Below are 14,651 nucleotides of genomic sequence, written 5' to 3'. Positions count from 1 at the left end.
TCCTCACAGCGAACCGTGGAAGGTGCGGCTGATGACGTCGAGCTGCTGCTCACGGGTCAGCCGGACGAAGTTGACGGCGTATCCGGAGACCCGGATCGTCAGGTCCGGGTACTTCTCCGGGTGCGCCATGGCGTCCTCCAGCATGGCCCGGTCCAGGACGTTGACGTTCATGTGGAAGCCGCCGGAGGCCATGTAGGCGTCGAGGATGCCGACCAGGTTGCCGGCGCGGTCGGCCGGGTCGTGCCCGAGGCCCTCGGGCGTGATGGTGGTGGTCAGCGAGATGCCGTCCCGCGCGTGCTCGTACGGCAGCTTGGCGACCGACAGCGCGGAGGCGGCCACGCCGTGCCGGTCCCGGCCGTTCATCGGGTTGGCTCCGGGTGCGAAGGGCATACCGGCGCGCCGGCCGTCGGGGGTGTTGCCCGTGTGCTTGCCGTAGACGACGTTCGAGGTGATGGTCAGCACCGACTGGGTGTGCTCGGCGTCCCGGTAGGTGGGGTGGCGGCGCACCTTGGCCATGAAGGACTCCACGAGCCCCACGGCGATGTCGTCGGCGCGGTCGTCGTTGTTGCCGTAGGCCGGGAACTCGCCCTCGGTACGGAAGTCGACGGCCAGCCCGGTGGCGTCCCGGAACACCTTCACCCGCGCGTACTTGACGGCGGAGAGGCTGTCGGCGGCCACCGAGAGTCCGGCGATGCCGCAGGCCATGAAGCGGTGCACCGGGTGGTCGTGCAGGGCCATCTCGAGGCGTTCGTAGGCGTACTTGTCGTGCATGGAGTGGATGACGTTGAGCGTGTTGACGTACGTCGCGGCCAGCCAGTCCAGGACGCGGTCGTAGGCCGCCGACAGCTCCTCGTAGTCCAGGTACTCGCCGGTCAGCGCCGGCATCTCGGGGGTGACCTGGTCCCCGGTCATCTCGTCCCGGCCGCCGTTGACGGCGTACAGCAGGGCCTTCGCCAGGTTGACCCTGGCCCCGAAGAACTGCATCTCCTTGCCCACCGCCATGGCGGAGACACAGCACGCGATCGCGGTGTCGTCGCCGCCCCGGGGCCGGATCAGCTCGTCGGACTCGTACTGGACGGCGCTGGTGTCGATGGACACCTGGGCGCAGAACTCCTTGAAGCCGGCGGGCAGTCGGGGCGACCAGAGCACGGTCAGGTTGGGTTCGGGGGCGGGGCCGAGGTTGTGGAGGGTCTGCAGGAAGCGGAAGGAGGTGCGGGTGACCAGCGGGCGGTCGTCCGTGCCGATGCCGCCGATCGACTCGGTGACCCAGGTGGGGTCGCCGGAGAACAGGGCGTCGTACTCCGGGGTGCGCAGGAAGCGTACGATCCGCAGCTTGATCACGAAGTCGTCGATCAGCTCCTGGGCGCGGGTCTCGTCGATGGTCCCCTCGTCCAGGTCGCGCTGGAGGTAGACGTCCAGGAAGGTCGAGGTGCGGCCCAGCGACATCGCGGCGCCGTTCTGCTCCTTCACGGCGGCGAGGTAGCCGAGGTAGAGCCACTGCACCGCCTCGTGCGCGGTGACCGCGGGGCGGGAGACGTCACAGCCGTAGGACGCCGCCATGCGGGTCAGTTCGCCGAGGGCCCTGATCTGCTCGGCGAGTTCCTCGCGGTCGCGGATCACGTGCTCGGTCGACGGCTCGGCGTCCAGGCGGGCGCGCTCGGCCAGCTTGGCCTCGATCAGCCGGTCGGTGCCGTACAGGGCCACCCGCCGGTAGTCGCCGATGATCCGACCGCGGCCGTAGGCGTCCGGTAGTCCGGTGATGATGCCGACCCTGCGGGCGGTGCGCATCTCGGGCGTGTAGGCGTCGAAGACACCGTCGTTGTGGGTCTTGCGGTAGGTGCCGAAGACCTTCGTCACGAACGGGTCGGGCTCGTAGCCGTACGCCCTGAGCCCGTTCTCGACCATGCGCAGCCCGCCGTTGGGCATGATCGCGCGCTTCAGCGGGGCGTCCGTCTGCAGACCGACGATCAGTTCGCGGTCGCGGTCGATGAAGCCGGGCGCGTGCGAGGTGATGGTCGAGGGGGTCGTGACGTCGACGTCGAGGATGCCCCGGGCACGCTCCTCGGGGAACAGCGAGGCGACCTTCTCCCAGACGGCACGCGTGCGGTCGGTGGGGCCGCTCAGGAAGGACGCGTCGCCCTCGTACGGGACGTAGTTGGCCTGGATGAAGTCGCGCACGTCGATCAGCTCGCGCCAGCGAGCGCCGGCGAAGCCTCGCCAGGCCGGCGTCACCAGGTCTGCGGCTGTCACGGTTGCGGTCATCGCCGTTCCTCTCCTCGGTTCGTGTCCTGCGCTTCGATGCTCGTCGACCGTGATCGCCGCGGGGAGTGCCCAACAGTGCCCTCGTCCGGGCCGACCGGCCCTTCGGTGCCGGGGCCTGACGGTCCGCCGCTCCCCGTCCCCGCTCCCCGCTCCCGGCCGTCAGGCGCCGGTGAGGTCCTCGCGGACCAGCGTGCCCGACCGGCCGTGCACGATCTCGTACGCCGCGTCCAGCGCCCCGATCGCGGCGAGTCCCCCGGTCCGCTCCACGAACCGGGCGGCCGCCTCGGCCTTCGGCCCCATGGATCCCTCCGCGTAACCGCCGCGGCGCAGCTCGGCGGGGCTCGCGTCGAGGACGGGCCGCTGGGCCGGTGTGCCGTAACCCTCGTACACGCAGGGGACGTCGGTGAGGATGAGCAGGAAGTCGGCCTTCAGGTCCTCGGCCAGCAGCGCGGCCGTCAGGTCCTTGTCGACGACGGCCTCCGTGCCCGTCAGGGCGCCGGTGTCACGGTCCGCGGTGACGGGCACGCCTCCGCCGCCCGCGCAGATCACCAGGGTGCCGCTGTTCATCAGTTCGTGGACGATGTCGGTCTCCAGGATCCGCTCCGGCGCCGGGGAGGGCACCACCCGGCGCCACCCGCCGGTGTCCTGGGCGATGTGCCAGCCGCGCTTGCGGGCGAGCGCCTTGGCCAGGTCGCGGGAGTGGGCCGGGCCGACGAACTTCGTCGGCCGGGCGAACGCGGGGTCGTCGGCCCGTACGAGGGTGTGGGTGACGAGGGTGGCGATGGGGCGGCCCGGCAGGGCGTCGTGCAGGGTGCGGGCCAGCAGGGAGCCGATCATGCCCTGGGTCTGGGCGCCGAGCAGGTGCAGCGGGTAGGGGGCGCTGAGCGCGGGGTCGGCCGCGCTCTCCATGGCGAGCAGGCCGATCTGGGGGCCGTTGCCGTGGGTGACAACCAGTTCGTTCTCATGGGCGAGGGCGGCGAGGGCGTTGGCCACCCGGTCGATGTTGGCCTGCTGGACGGTGGCGTCGGGGCGTTCGCCACGGTGCAGCAGGGCGTTGCCGCCAAGAGCGACGACGATGCGCATGGTCTCAGTCCTCCGGGGTGGCGACGAGGGGTGATCCGTGAACGATGGTTCTGCGCCGTGCCGGAGCCCGGGCAGCGGCCACAGGTCCCGCCGGGGCCCCGATGGTCCCGGCCCGGCAGGGCCGTCCGGGTCCCGTCGGCCCGACTCGCCTGCCCGGGTGCCGAGAAGGAGAGAGGGACCCCCGGAAGAACGCCCGGAAGAACGCCCGGAAGAACGCCCGGAAGAACGCGAGAACCCGGCGGACGTACGGGGGCTGCCGGGCGGGGGCTGTGCGGGGGCTGCCGGGCGGGGGCTGTGCGGGCGCTGTCGGGCGGGGGCTGTCGGGCGGGGCCCGCCACGAGTACCGGGTGGCCCCGGCGACGGACCGGACGGCCCATGGTCGTCGTGGTGGCCGCGGGCCCACGCTGGCCGTGGCAGTTCCCGCACACGGCCAGGAGGTAGGCCATGGTCACCACCGCCACACCCAGCATGCTGCGCGCCCTGCCCGGCGAGCACCGGAACCGGCTGCTGCGCATCGCCCGCGAGGTGTCCTTCCCGCAGGGGACGCGCCTGTTCGAGGAAGGCGGCCGGGCCGACCGGTTCTGGATCGTCCGAACGGGTACGGTCGAGCTCGACATGCGGGTGCCGGGCCGCCGCGCGGCCGTCATCGAGACCCTCCGGCACGACGAGCTCATCGGCTGGTCCTGGCTCTTCCGGCCGCATGTCTGGCACCTGGGCGCCGAGGCGACGACGCCGGTGCGGGCGTACGAGTTCGACGCCACGGCCGTCCGGCTGATGTGCCAGGAGGACCCGGCCATGGGCCAGGCCGTCACCCAGTGGGTCGGCGACGTACTCGCCCACCGCCTGCGCTCCGCACGGACCCGCCTGCTGGACCTGTACGCCCCCTACGGCGCCGGCAACGTCGTCTGACGCCGCCGCCCACCCACCGGACGAACGACGAAGGAGTGGTCATGCACGGCACCCCGCACATCGTCAGCGATGTCATGACCCACACGGTCGCCGCGATCGGCCGCGAGGCGGCCTTCAAGGACATCGTGCGGATGATGCAGGACTGGAAGGTCAGCGCCCTGCCCGTGATCGAGGGCGAGGGCCGTGTCGTCGGCGTCGTCTCCGAGGCGGACCTGCTGCCCAAGGAGGAGTTCCGCGACAGCGACCCCGACCGGTACACGCAGCTGCGGCGCCTGACGGACCTGGCGAAGGCCGGCGCCGTGACCGCGGAGGAACTCATGACCTCCCCCGCGCTCACCGTCCGCGCCGACGCCACACTGGCCCAGGCCGCCCGGACCATGGCCCGGGCGAAGGTCAAGCGGCTCCCCGTGGTCGATGCCGTGGGCCTGCTCCAAGGTGTCGTCAGCCGCGCCGATCTGCTCAAGGTCTTCCTCCGCGCCGACGAGGAGATCGCCGAGGAGGTACGGCGCGAGGTCGTGTCCTTCCTGTTCCCCACCCCGGACTCCAGCGTGCGGGTGACCGTGCGGGACGGCGTGGTCAGGCTCGTCGGCCGGGTGCGGGACACCTCGCTGGTACCGGTGGCGGCGAGGCTGGTCCGCGCCGTCGAGGGCGTCGTCGACGTCGACTTCGATCTCACCCGCCGCACGGCGCCGAGGGACACACCCGCGTCCGACACCGCGAACCCCGGTTCCGCGTGACCCGCCGGTCCCGGCCGCCCGCCCCCGGTGGCCGCCCGGTCGGGACCCTGGCCCCCACGCCAGTGGGCCGGTCGGCCCTGTTGCCCGGGGTCTCCGCACGCGACGATCGTCGTCAGGGACAGCTCGTAGTTGTCCGCCGCCGGGTAACGAAGGGTCACCATGCCGGAGCCACGCACGTTCACCGAGCAGCACCCCATCCGGGTGTTCCTGCTGGACGACCACGAGGTAGTCCGCCGCGGCCTGGCCGATCTCCTCGACGCCGAGCCGGACATCTCGGTGGTCGGCGACGCCGGCAGCGTGGACCAGGCACTCGCCCGCGGCCCCGCCCTGCGCCCCGACGTCGCCGTCCTCGACGTCCGTCTGCCGGACGGCGACGGCATCTCGGTCTGCCGCGAGCTGCGCAACCGCATGCCGGGGCTGGCCTGTCTGATGCTGACCTCGTTCGACGACGAGGAGGCCCTCCTCGACGCGATCATGGCCGGCGCCTCCGGCTATGTCCTCAAGCAGATCAGGGGATCCGACCTCGTCTCGGCCGTGCGCACCGTCGCCTCGGGCCAGTCGATGCTGGACCCCGCGACCACGGCCCGCCTCATGCGCTCCCTGCGCGCCGAGCCCGCGCAGACTCCGGTCCTTCCCTCCGAGGTGGCGAACCTGTCCCCGCGTGAGCGGGAGATCCTGACGCTGATCGGTGACGGCCTGACCAACCGTGAGATCGGCAAGAGGCTCTATCTCTCGGAGAAGACCGTCAAGAACCACATCTCCCGCCTCCTGTCCAAGCTGGGCGTGCAACGCCGGGTCCAGGCCGCGGTCCTCGCCTCCCATCTGCAGCAGCCGGAGACGGGCGGACACCCGGCCAGGTGACGGAGGCGGGGCCCAGAAGGGCCCTAGGGCCGGTCGGACCTACCCCCGTGCCCCACGCACGGGGACGATGTGCGGATGTCCCACAACGACGGCTTTCGCGCACTCGACCGGCAGGAGTGCCTGCGCCTGCTCTCGAAGGTGCCGGTCGGCCGCGTCGTCTACACCCGGCATGCGCTGCCCGCGGTCCTTCCCGTCAACTTCTCGCTGGACGCGGACACCTCCGTGCTGCTGTGCACCGCGCGGGGCTCGGACCTGGTCCACGCCATCGACGGCGTCGTCGTCGCCTTCGAGGCGGACGAGTTCGACGCCCGGACCCCGTACGGCTGGAGCGTGGTCGTCACCGGACGGGCCACCGTGGTGACCGACCCCGACGACCACGCACGGCTGTCACAGGCCGGCCCCCGCTCGTGGATGCCGATGCTGGATCCGGTGTTCGTACGGATCGAGTCCGAGGTGGTCACCGGACGGGAACTGGGTCCCGCGAGCGGCACGCATAGAGCAGTTCCCCGCGCCCCNGGGGCGCGGGGCTGTGTCGATATGCGGCTCCGCCGCGATGGGGGTCCCCCCGCTCATGGGGGTCCCTCCCGCTCGAGCGAAGCCGAGAGTGGGGGAGAAGCCGAGAGTGGGGGAGCGACCAGCCACAACGACGCCGCAGCCGAACAACGGCCCATCACGGCACGTCAGCACTACCGACCGGACCGGAGCGGAGCGGGGCCCGTGGGGTGCGGTCGCCGTCCGGGCCGTAGCCGAACCGGATCAGCACCTGCGCGTGACACCGCTTGTACCGCGGGAGCCCCGTCGCGGACCGCAGGTCCGGCCACTCCATGGCCTGGTGCAGCAGCGATGTGCGCAGCCCCCGGGCGGTCGCGGTGAGCAGGACGTACTGCAGTGCCTGGCCCGCCCTCAGCCAGTCCTCGCGCCGGTCACGGTCCGTCCACAGCAGGGCCACCTGGATGTGGCGCTCGAACCACAGGGCCGGTCGGCTCAGGGCGGCCAGCCCGCCGGTGAAGTCGCGCATCGGCATCCGTCCGGCGGCGTCGGGCGGGCCGAGAGCGGTGGTGGGGACGCCGTAGGAGGCGTCCGTCCCGGGGGCGGTGAGCCACGAACGGGTTTCGGCGACGCGGCCCGGATCGGCGTTGTTGCGTGCCTCGCCCTCGGCGAACAGGCCCAGCATCCGCCGTGTTCCGACGATGCCCGGCACGTGCAGCCGTGCTCCCGCCGCGTGCGCGGCCGCCCTCATCTCCGCCACGATCGGCTCGGGCACCGGTCTGCCGGTGAACGGCATCCGGCTGGTGTGCCGTCGTGCGACCGCCTCGTACAGGCCGTCGTCCGCCGGCCGGTCGTCCCTCGTGAGGGGGCCGGTCAGCCGGACGGCGGCCAGCAGTCCGGGCCTGCCCGGGTCCGGCAGGAGGCGGACCTCCGGTCGCCAGCCGCGGTGGACGGCGGCGAGCCGCAGGTTGAAGAGGGCCGCACCGACGGACAGGTACTGGGCGCGGTGCATCGGGTCGGTCAGCGGCAGCGTTCGTCTCGGCGCCGAATGGATCTCCAGTGCCTGGCCCGCGGAGTCCATCCTGAAAGACCAGGGCTGCGTGTTGTGGATCGACGGGGCCATCACGGCCACCTCGAGCAGCGACTCCAGCGTGGCCGTGTCCGGGAGGACGGGGGTACGCATGACGCCTCCTCTCTCTGCTTTCTTCATGGCCGCACCGCACGCGCCTCAGCTGGCGGTCAGGGCGGTGGACGACGTACGGCGGCGGGTGCGCACCCGCGCCCGGGAAGAAGGCCCGCCCCGGCATCGGCCTGTGCTCGGCGGCCGGGAGGCGGTGTCGGGTGCCGACACGTCGTGGCTGTGTCCGGCCGCCCTGGAGTCAGGGCAGACGAGGCGGGCGGCCGGACGGTGACCGGGCCGGACCGTGCGCGACATGCGCCGCGAGCGACAGCGGCGGCATCGGCCTGGGGGATGGTCGACGTGATCGTGCACGGGAAACCTCCGGATCGGTCGGTGTCAGCATTCACCGGCGGCGACGGTCGGCGCGGCGGCCGATGGTCTTCACGACCAGGGCCGAAGGTCCCTCCGCGCGAGCGCCACCGCGGGCGTCCCGCTCCCCGTGTGGGTCTCTCAGCCACCGGCGCAGGGCCCGTTGGCCCCCTCTCCCGGACCCGTCGGCCTCTGCTCCCCGTGGGCGCGGGTCGGGCACCGTACCTGCATCGGCCGAAACAGAGACTGACGGAGGGGCAGGCCATGCTGAAGCGGAACAACAGGGTGTTGTTGTGGCGCTGGCGGCACAATCCGCTGAAGCGCCGTTCCGACGTCATCGAGGCATGGATCGGCGTGGTGGCCGCGGCCGTGATGTTGCTGACGGCGCCGGCGGTGGGCCTGGCGGCAGCGGAGGCCGCCGAGCAGTCCGCGCTCCACGAAGCGCGAGGGCTGCACTCCGTCACCGCGGAACTCGTCGAGGACGCCCCCGGCGCGAGGCCGTCCCGGTTCTCCGCGCCGACGAGCGAGCTGGTGCGCGTGACCGTACGGTGGACCACGAACAGCGGGTCCGTCGTCTCCGCCACGGCACCTGTGGCAGCCGGCAGCAAGGCGGGATCGGCCACCACGGTGTGGCTCGACGCCGACGGCCGTGTCCAGCCCACTCCGCCCACCCCCGCCCAGGCCGCCTCCCGGGGAGTCGCGCTGGGCGCGGCCGCGGCCCTGGGCACGAGTGCGCTGGTGCTGGGCGCCTGGTGGGTTGTCCGCGTGCGCCTGGACGTGCGCCGGAGGGCGTGGTGGGAACGCGCCTGGAAGGAGTTCGACACCCAGCGGGGCCATCGACACGCTTAGCCCGCCGCCGGGCTGTGCCGTGAGTCGCCTGTTCAGAAGCTGAACGGAAAATTCCCCAGGTCACGGGCATGCTGATGCGTTCGTTGGCCAGAGCTTGAGGAGAGCAGGCGCTCGTCAGCTGGCGGGTGCGAGGGTGACGTCGTGGCCGAGCGCCTTGAGCTGGCGGACCAGGTCGCGGGTGCGGCGGGCCGGGTCGATGAGGCGCTGGTGGAAGTCGGAGCCGAGGTCCTGGTACTCGGTGTCGGGGTCGTTGATCAGGTGCCAGGCGATGACGAGGATCGAGCGGGCGACGGCGACCAGGGCCTTCTTGCGGCCGCGGCGTTTGACGATGCGTCTGTAGCGGGCGCCGAGGAAGGTATCGGTGCGCGAGGCGGCGGTGGCGGCTTCGCCGAGGGCTCCCTTGAGCCAGGGGTTGCCCTTTCCGGTGGGACTGGCGCCGCGTTTGGCGCCGGACTGGGTGGTTCTCGGGGTGAGTTTGGCCCAGCTGGCGAGGTGATCGGAGGTGGGGAACACGCCCATGTCCGGGCCGAGTTCGGCCAGCAGGACGTGGGCGGTCGTGATGCCGACGCCCGCAATGGCGTCGAGGCGTTCGACCAGTGACGGCCCCGGACGTGAGGAGCCCTCCGGACCGGGCAGCTGCTGGACGGCGGCGGCGATCTGGTCGGTGAGCCGGGCGATCTGCGCGGTGAGATGGTCGACGCTGTCCAGCAGCGTCTGGCAGAGAAAGCCGTGGTGATCCTCGAACTGCCCGGTCAGGGCCTCGACGAGGGCCGCTTTCTTACGGACCAGGTTGCCGCGGGCGAGGTCGGCCAGGGCCCGGGGGTCGCGCTCGCCGGCGATGAGCGCAAAGAGCATGGCCCGCCCCGAGACCCCGAACAGATCGGTGAGCACGCTCGTCAGCTTGATCTGGGCATCCTCCAGGATCTTCTCGACGCGCTGCTTGTGCCGGGCGCGTTCCTGGTTGAGGACCGTCCGCAGCCGGGTCAGGTCGCGCAGCTGCCGCACCGGCTTCGGCGGTACGAACGACGGCCTGAGCATGCCGCGTTCGGTCAGCTTGGCCAGCCAGACCGCGTCCAGCTTGTCTGTCTTGGGCCGGCCCGGGACGTTCTTCACGTCACGGGCGTTGACCAGCCAGCACTCCAGCCCGCGGGCCTCCAGCAGGAAGAAGTACGGCTTCCAGTACGCGCCGGTCGCCTCCATGACCACCCGCGTGACGCCCTGGCACACCAAGCGGTCGCCCAGCTCCAGGATCGCCGCGGTGGTCGCCGGGACGTTCCACACCTCCTGCACCCGCCGCCCGGCACGGCTGTCATGGGGCAGGCGCATGCACACCATCCCCGACGCCTTCGCGACGTCGATCGCCGCGACCCGCTCCACCAGGTCCTCGGTCCTGCCGAGCTCCTCCGGCTCCGGCACCGCCCTCACCTCGCTTCCTCGAACGGACAGACCAGGGCGGCGGCTGCCCGTGGAGCGGGAGGGGACGTCGGAAAGCTGAACGGCGTGCTGGAAGGCAACAGTGCATGGCCCCTCGGGCCGGCTCCGGCGCCAGACTGTGTCGCGGGATCGCTCCCCCAAGTTTCTGCCGACGTCAACGGACAGCCGCCGACCCAATTTTCACGCCTGGCAAGGCGTCACGAGAAGGGATACGGCAACTGTGTCTGATCCTGACCTGCCAATGCCAAGTGGATCTGCTCTGGCTCTGGCATTGATCACGGCACGCCCTGGGATCGGCAGTCCGCGCCCGCATTTGGACGCTCGACTGCCGGTTCCCCTGCCCACTCGGCAAGTTGTGCCGACGGGCTGCCGTCGGCAGCCGCATGTCGCCACACTATGAGGCAGGGATTGGCGACAACTCGCAATCGGGGGACGTATGCGACGACGCGGTCGCGTCCGTGGTGACCACCGACTTCCTGCGCCGTCCCGCGGTCGCCTCCAAGGCAATGGCCGACGACACGGCCAGGCACGCAGTAAACGAAGCCCAGTTCGACCGATTCCGCCAGCAGGCCCAATTCGTGCACCAGGAGGCGGCCCCGCAGCTGCAACGCATGGAACACAGCTCACAGTTCGTCACCACGGTCGGCAGAATCGTGCCGAACCTGAAAGGGGAGCACTACGACGACGCCGAACGCGACACCATCGGCCGAGGCCTGGCACGGGTGCGCGCCGCGGCCGACTGGATCGAGAACGCCGTCACCCGCGGCGAGGTCGACCTGGACGAGCAGTTCCAGAAGCTGCCGAAGGGCTCGGGTGAGTAGGCGATGGGGCGGGAGTCCCCGCTCACGTCCACGCCGAAGCGATCCTCAGCGCCCTGCAAGAGGCCCGCCCCGCCGGACTGACCATCACCCAGCTCATGGCCGCCACCGAACGCACCCACGCGCAGATCCACACCGCCCACTCTGCCATGAACTCCCGTGATCCTGAGGGCCGTTCAACCGGTCGCTACCCCAGATCGGGCTGCTGCCGGTGAGAACCCTGACCGCCAGCCGCAAACGACCGGCGGTCAGGGTTCGTGACCGCCGTTTTCTTCGGCCGGCTAAGCACTATCTTGGTCTAGTCGAGGTGTCGTAGACCGTCGACCGGGAGCACGCCGAACATGTCAGCGGTCTGCTGGACGGTTTCCTCCCGATCGTCGTAGAGCCGTTTGGCGAGCGCGGCCTCGTCCTCGGTGAGCTTCGGCCAGCGCGCGCCGGCCCGGCCGCGGGCTCGCACGGAGGCGAGCCCGTCGGCACTTCCGGGGTGGCATCAGTCCGCCGTGCCGTACCTGAGTCCGTCGAGGGTGAGGTCGAGGAGGCGTTCGGCCTGTTCGCGTTCCTCGGGTTTTCCCGAGGCGAGGGCGACACCGGTGAGGGCCGCAAACATGACGGCCGGGCTGACGTCCGACCGGATGGTCCCGGCTGCGGTCGCGGCGTCCATGAGCGAGGTGAGGGCGTTCATGATCAGCTCACGGCTGTGGTCGTAGGGGTTGACGCCGGAGTCGACGACGGCGCGCAGGGCCTCGGCCATCCCCAGTTTCGCGGTGGCGTAGTCGATGAAGCGCCCCATCCAGGCGCGAAGCGCCTCGTGCGGCGGCATGGCCGCCAGGAGGCCGGGGGCGGCGTCGCACAGCCGGGTCAGTTCGTTGCGGTAGGCGGCCTCGATCAGCGCCTCGCGGGTGGGGAAGTTGCGGTAGAGGGTGCCGGAGCCTACGCCCGCTTCCTTGGCGATGCGCTCGAGGTGCGCCTCCAGCCCTTCTTCGGCGAAGACGCGCACGGCCGCGGAAAGAATCTTCTCGCGGTTGCGCCGCGCGTCGGCCCGCAGCGGTCGCCCGGTGTCTGTGGTCACGTAAGGGCCCCTTCCTCATCGGAATTAAGTGGAGACGCCTCCACATCTTGCTAAGTGGCGACACCTCCACTTATAGTCGAGGAAGCGGCGGCGCCTCCAGTTCCGAGTGTAGAGCACATTCCGCCGCCGTCCGCAGGGTGCGGGCACACTCAACCGCAAGGAGAAAACGATGAGCCTCCCACTCGAAGGCAAGGTCGCCGTGGTCACCGGCGGCGCGTCCGGCGTCGGCCTGGGAATCGCCCAGGAATTCGTGGACCAGGGCGCCCGCGTGGTCATCACCGACCTGCAGCAGAAGCCGCTGGACGAGGCGGTCGCCACGGTCGGCCCGAACTGTTCGGGCATCGTCGCCGACGTCACCCGGCTCGCGGACATGGAGGCGATGTACCAGGAGGTCATCGCGCGCCACGGACGCCTCGACGCGGTGGTGGCCAACGCCGGCATCGGCGCCCACGCCCCACTCGGCGCGATCACCGAGGAACAGTTCGAGAAGACCTTCAACGTCAACGCCAAGGGCGTCCTGTTCACCCTCCAGCCGGCGATCCCGCTGCTGCCGCCCGGCGGCACGGTCGTCATCATCGGCTCGACCGCCTCCATCCAGCCCCCGGCCGGCATGGGCCTGTACGGCGGCGCCAAGGCCGCGGTACGCGCCTTCATCCGGTCCTGGATCCAGGACATCAAGGGCACCGGCATCCGCATGAACGTCCTCAGCCCCGGCGCCGTGGACACCGAATCCCTGCGCCGCGCCCTCGCCATGGCGCAGGGCGCCGACGCCGTTGCCGCCGCGGTCCAGAAGATGGGCGAGGGCAACCCCACCGGCCGGATCGCCGACCCCCGCGAGATGGGCAAGGCCGCGGCCTTCCTCTCCAGCGACGCCTCCAGCTTCATCACCGGCGTCGAACTCTTCGCCGACGGCGGCATGGCCCAGGTCTGAGCAGCCAAGCCGTGACGCGCGCCCGGCAACCAGGCCCGCCGGGCGCGCGTCACCCCGGCCGCCATCCCTTTCCCGGGCCCGGTTTCGACCGGGTCCCTCCCGCCGGCCCGCAAACGCCCGCGATCACCACCCCCACCCTCCCTTCCGGGGCCAGGCCCGAGGCCGCCCCGCACACCGCTCACACTCTGTCGGCCTCCGAAGGCCAGAACAGGACCCCGCCATGTCCACAACGCAGCGCATCCCTGCCGCCATACCGCCGACTTCGTCCGCCCAATCGCCTGCCACTTTGCAGCGCAGCAGCCGCCGCGCGGCGTTCGGCATCATGATCGTGCTCGTCGGGCAGCTGATGCTCACCCTCGACGGCACCATCGTCAACGTGGCCCTGCCCGGCATCGGCACCGGTCTCGGCCTCGGCCCGTCCTCCCTGTCCTGGATCGTCAACGCCTACACCCTCGCCTTCGGCGGCCTGATGCTGACCGGCGGCCGGCTCGGAGACACCTACGGCCGACGGCGCGTCTTCCTCATCGGCCTGAGCATCTTCACCGCCTCCTCCCTGCTCGGCGGCTTCGCCCAGAGCGCCACCCTGCTGATCGCCGCCCGCGCGGCGCAGGGCATCGGAGCGGCCCTCGCCGCACCCGGCGTGCTCGCCCTGGTCACCACCAGCGCCCGCGACGACGCTGCACGCAACCGGGCCCTGGCCCTGTTCGCCGCCGTCGGCATCGGCGGCAGCACCCTCGGCCTCCTCCTCGGCGGCGTGGTCACCGAAGTCGGCTCCTGGCGCTGGACCCTGTTCATCAACGTCCCCATCGGCATCGCCGTGCTCGCCCTCGCCCCGCGCTTCGTCACCGAAACCCCGCGCAACCCCGGCCGCTTCGACCTCATCGGCGCACTGAGCGCCACCGGCGCGGCCGTGGCAATCGTCTGGGCACTGATCGGCGCACCCGAGCACGGCTGGACCTCCGCCCAGACCATCGGCTCTCTCACAGTCGGCGTCGTGCTCCTCGCCACTCTGGCCATGACCGAACGCCGCGTCGCCCACCCGATGCTGGTGCCCGCCCTGCTGCGCGACCGACGCCGCCTCGGGGCTCTCGCCGTGACGACCCTGGTCTTCGGCTCCCAGATCGCCACGTTCTTCCTGGTCGTGCAGTACGTCCAGGGGGAACTGCACTTCGGCCCCATCGCTGCCGGTGCCGCGTTCTTGCCGATGACGCTGGGCATCTTCGCCATGGCACGCACCGCCCCCAAGCTGGTGGCCCGCTTCGGACAGAGGCCGCTGCTGATCACCGGCACCCTCGGCCTGACCGCCAGCTACGTCTGGCTCAGCAACATCGACACGACCAGCGGCTACGTCACCGCGGTCCTCGGCCCCCTGCTGATCAACGGCATCTCGGCCGGACTGACCTTCATGCCGGCCGCCTCCCTGGTGATGGGCGGGGTCGAGCCGCAGCACGCCGGATCGGCCTCCGGCCTGCTCCAGACGGTCCAGCAGCTGGGCGGCGCCATCGGACTCGCCGTCATCGTCTCGGTCTACGCCGCCGGAGCCGTCCCCGGCCAGTTCGTCCCCGGAGCCCGCGCCGCATTCCTGACCACCGCAGCATTCACGCTCCTGGCCTCCACCCTGGCAGCCCTCATCCTGCGCTCCCACCGACCGGCCCCCGCCAAAACCAACTGAAGCACCACCCGGCGAGCCGGCTTCCCCACCATCGTGGGAAGCCGGCTC

At 71.4% G+C, this 14,651-nt stretch carries 14 protein-coding genes and 1 pseudogene; 9 read left to right on the top strand and 6 right to left on the bottom strand.

The features are described 5' to 3' along the window. Positions 1–3 precede the first annotated feature (3 nt). Together pflB and ACLZN2_RS27720 are read right to left on the bottom strand one after the other, a co-directional pair. The gene (pflB, locus tag ACLZN2_RS27725; RefSeq protein ID WP_416981898.1) at positions 4–2,262 is read right to left on the bottom strand and encodes a formate C-acetyltransferase; all 2,259 of its coding nucleotides are present in this window, start codon (positions 2,260–2,262) and stop codon (positions 4–6) included. Positions 2,263–2,421: 159 nt separating this feature from the next. Beyond that, a complete protein-coding gene (locus ACLZN2_RS27720; RefSeq protein ID WP_416981897.1) occupies positions 2,422–3,345 on the bottom strand; it encodes a carbamate kinase in 924 nt (307 codons plus the stop codon). Positions 3,346–3,789: 444 nt separating this feature from the next. Between ACLZN2_RS27720 and ACLZN2_RS27715 the strand changes: the two genes are divergently transcribed. From ACLZN2_RS27715 to ACLZN2_RS27700, 4 genes and pseudogenes are all read left to right on the top strand, one after another. Further along, positions 3,790–4,254, top strand: coding sequence for a cyclic nucleotide-binding domain-containing protein (locus tag ACLZN2_RS27715; RefSeq protein ID WP_416981896.1), 465 nt, complete (start codon positions 3,790–3,792; stop codon positions 4,252–4,254). Between the two features lie 41 nt (positions 4,255–4,295). Beyond that, complete coding sequence (locus ACLZN2_RS27710) at positions 4,296–4,991, top strand: CBS domain-containing protein (RefSeq protein ID WP_416981895.1); 696 nt, start codon at positions 4,296–4,298, stop codon at positions 4,989–4,991. Positions 4,992–5,150: 159 nt separating this feature from the next. Then, positions 5,151–5,852 carry a response regulator gene (locus ACLZN2_RS27705; protein WP_416981894.1) on the top strand — a complete coding sequence of 234 codons (702 nt, stop codon included), beginning with the start codon at positions 5,151–5,153 and terminating at the stop codon, positions 5,850–5,852. 75 nt (positions 5,853–5,927) lie between these two features. Further along, positions 5,928–6,326, top strand: a pseudogene (locus tag ACLZN2_RS27700) (pyridoxamine 5'-phosphate oxidase family protein); the annotation flags it as partial. Between the two features lie 196 nt (positions 6,327–6,522). Here the strand turns inward: ACLZN2_RS27700 and ACLZN2_RS27695 are convergent. Then, positions 6,523–7,524, bottom strand: coding sequence for an Acg family FMN-binding oxidoreductase (locus ACLZN2_RS27695; RefSeq protein ID WP_416981892.1), 1,002 nt, complete (start codon positions 7,522–7,524; stop codon positions 6,523–6,525). Between the two features lie 25 nt (positions 7,525–7,549). On the opposite strand from ACLZN2_RS27695, the gene ACLZN2_RS27690 reads away from it, so the two are divergent. Together ACLZN2_RS27690 and ACLZN2_RS27685 are read left to right on the top strand one after the other, a co-directional pair. Further along, on the top strand, positions 7,550–7,753 hold the full coding sequence (locus tag ACLZN2_RS27690; RefSeq protein ID WP_416981891.1) for a hypothetical protein: 204 nt from the start codon (positions 7,550–7,552) through the stop codon (positions 7,751–7,753). A 341-nt stretch (positions 7,754–8,094) separates the two neighbouring features. Next, entirely contained in the window at positions 8,095–8,679 is a 585-nt protein-coding gene (locus ACLZN2_RS27685) for a hypothetical protein (RefSeq protein ID WP_416981890.1), read from the top strand. Positions 8,680–8,793: 114 nt separating this feature from the next. Here ACLZN2_RS27685 and ACLZN2_RS27680 read toward each other — a convergent pair whose 3' ends face one another. Then, on the bottom strand, positions 8,794–10,095 hold the full coding sequence (locus ACLZN2_RS27680) for an IS110 family transposase (RefSeq protein ID WP_416981889.1): 1,302 nt from the start codon (positions 10,093–10,095) through the stop codon (positions 8,794–8,796). Between the two features lie 401 nt (positions 10,096–10,496). Between ACLZN2_RS27680 and ACLZN2_RS27675 the strand changes: the two genes are divergently transcribed. After that, a complete protein-coding gene (locus tag ACLZN2_RS27675) occupies positions 10,497–10,934 on the top strand; it encodes a DUF6192 family protein (protein ID WP_416981888.1) in 438 nt (145 codons plus the stop codon). A 295-nt stretch (positions 10,935–11,229) separates the two neighbouring features. On the opposite strand, the gene ACLZN2_RS27670 is transcribed toward ACLZN2_RS27675, so the two are convergent. Further along, a complete protein-coding gene (locus tag ACLZN2_RS27670; RefSeq protein WP_416981887.1) occupies positions 11,230–11,388 on the bottom strand; it encodes a hypothetical protein in 159 nt (52 codons plus the stop codon). Between the two features lie 33 nt (positions 11,389–11,421). Then, complete coding sequence (locus ACLZN2_RS27665; protein ID WP_416981886.1) at positions 11,422–12,000, bottom strand: TetR/AcrR family transcriptional regulator; 579 nt, start codon at positions 11,998–12,000, stop codon at positions 11,422–11,424. 169 nt (positions 12,001–12,169) lie between these two features. On the opposite strand from ACLZN2_RS27665, the gene ACLZN2_RS27660 reads away from it, so the two are divergent. Both ACLZN2_RS27660 and ACLZN2_RS27655 read left to right on the top strand, forming a co-directional pair. After that, positions 12,170–12,931: an SDR family NAD(P)-dependent oxidoreductase gene (locus tag ACLZN2_RS27660; protein ID WP_416981885.1), complete on the top strand. Its 762-nt coding sequence runs from the start codon at positions 12,170–12,172 to the stop codon at positions 12,929–12,931. A 286-nt stretch (positions 12,932–13,217) separates the two neighbouring features. Continuing rightward, positions 13,218–14,603 carry an MFS transporter gene (locus ACLZN2_RS27655; protein ID WP_416981884.1) on the top strand — a complete coding sequence of 462 codons (1,386 nt, stop codon included), beginning with the start codon at positions 13,218–13,220 and terminating at the stop codon, positions 14,601–14,603. Positions 14,604–14,651: the final 48 nt, after the last annotated feature.

The sequence above is a fragment of the Streptomyces sp. T028 genome (genome assembly GCF_048159505.1).
GTDB lineage: Bacteria > Actinomycetota > Actinomycetes > Streptomycetales > Streptomycetaceae > Streptomyces.
The sequence above is the reverse complement of the archived record's forward strand: the minus strand, read 5'-3'. Positions and strand labels throughout refer to the sequence as shown.

Bases quoted from the DNA above. Each gene is read 5' to 3' on its own strand.
- ACLZN2_RS27695 (WP_416981892.1), bottom strand. From the start codon at position 7,524: ATGCGTACCCCCGTCCTCCCGGACACGGCCACGCTGGAGTCGCTGCTC.
- ACLZN2_RS27720 (WP_416981897.1), bottom strand. From the start codon at position 3,345: ATGCGCATCGTCGTCGCTCTTGGCGGCAACGCCCTGCTGCACCGTGGC.
- ACLZN2_RS27690 (WP_416981891.1), top strand. From the start codon at position 7,550: ATGGCCGCACCGCACGCGCCTCAGCTGGCGGTCAGGGCGGTGGACGAC.
- ACLZN2_RS27705 (WP_416981894.1), top strand. From the start codon at position 5,151: ATGCCGGAGCCACGCACGTTCACCGAGCAGCACCCCATCCGGGTGTTC.
- pflB (WP_416981898.1), bottom strand. From the start codon at position 2,262: ATGACCGCAACCGTGACAGCCGCAGACCTGGTGACGCCGGCCTGGCGA.
- ACLZN2_RS27715 (WP_416981896.1), top strand. From the start codon at position 3,790: ATGGTCACCACCGCCACACCCAGCATGCTGCGCGCCCTGCCCGGCGAG.
- ACLZN2_RS27685 (WP_416981890.1), top strand. From the start codon at position 8,095: ATGCTGAAGCGGAACAACAGGGTGTTGTTGTGGCGCTGGCGGCACAAT.
- ACLZN2_RS27675 (WP_416981888.1), top strand. From the start codon at position 10,497: ATGTCGCCACACTATGAGGCAGGGATTGGCGACAACTCGCAATCGGGG.
- ACLZN2_RS27660 (WP_416981885.1), top strand. From the start codon at position 12,170: ATGAGCCTCCCACTCGAAGGCAAGGTCGCCGTGGTCACCGGCGGCGCG.
- ACLZN2_RS27710 (WP_416981895.1), top strand. From the start codon at position 4,296: ATGCACGGCACCCCGCACATCGTCAGCGATGTCATGACCCACACGGTC.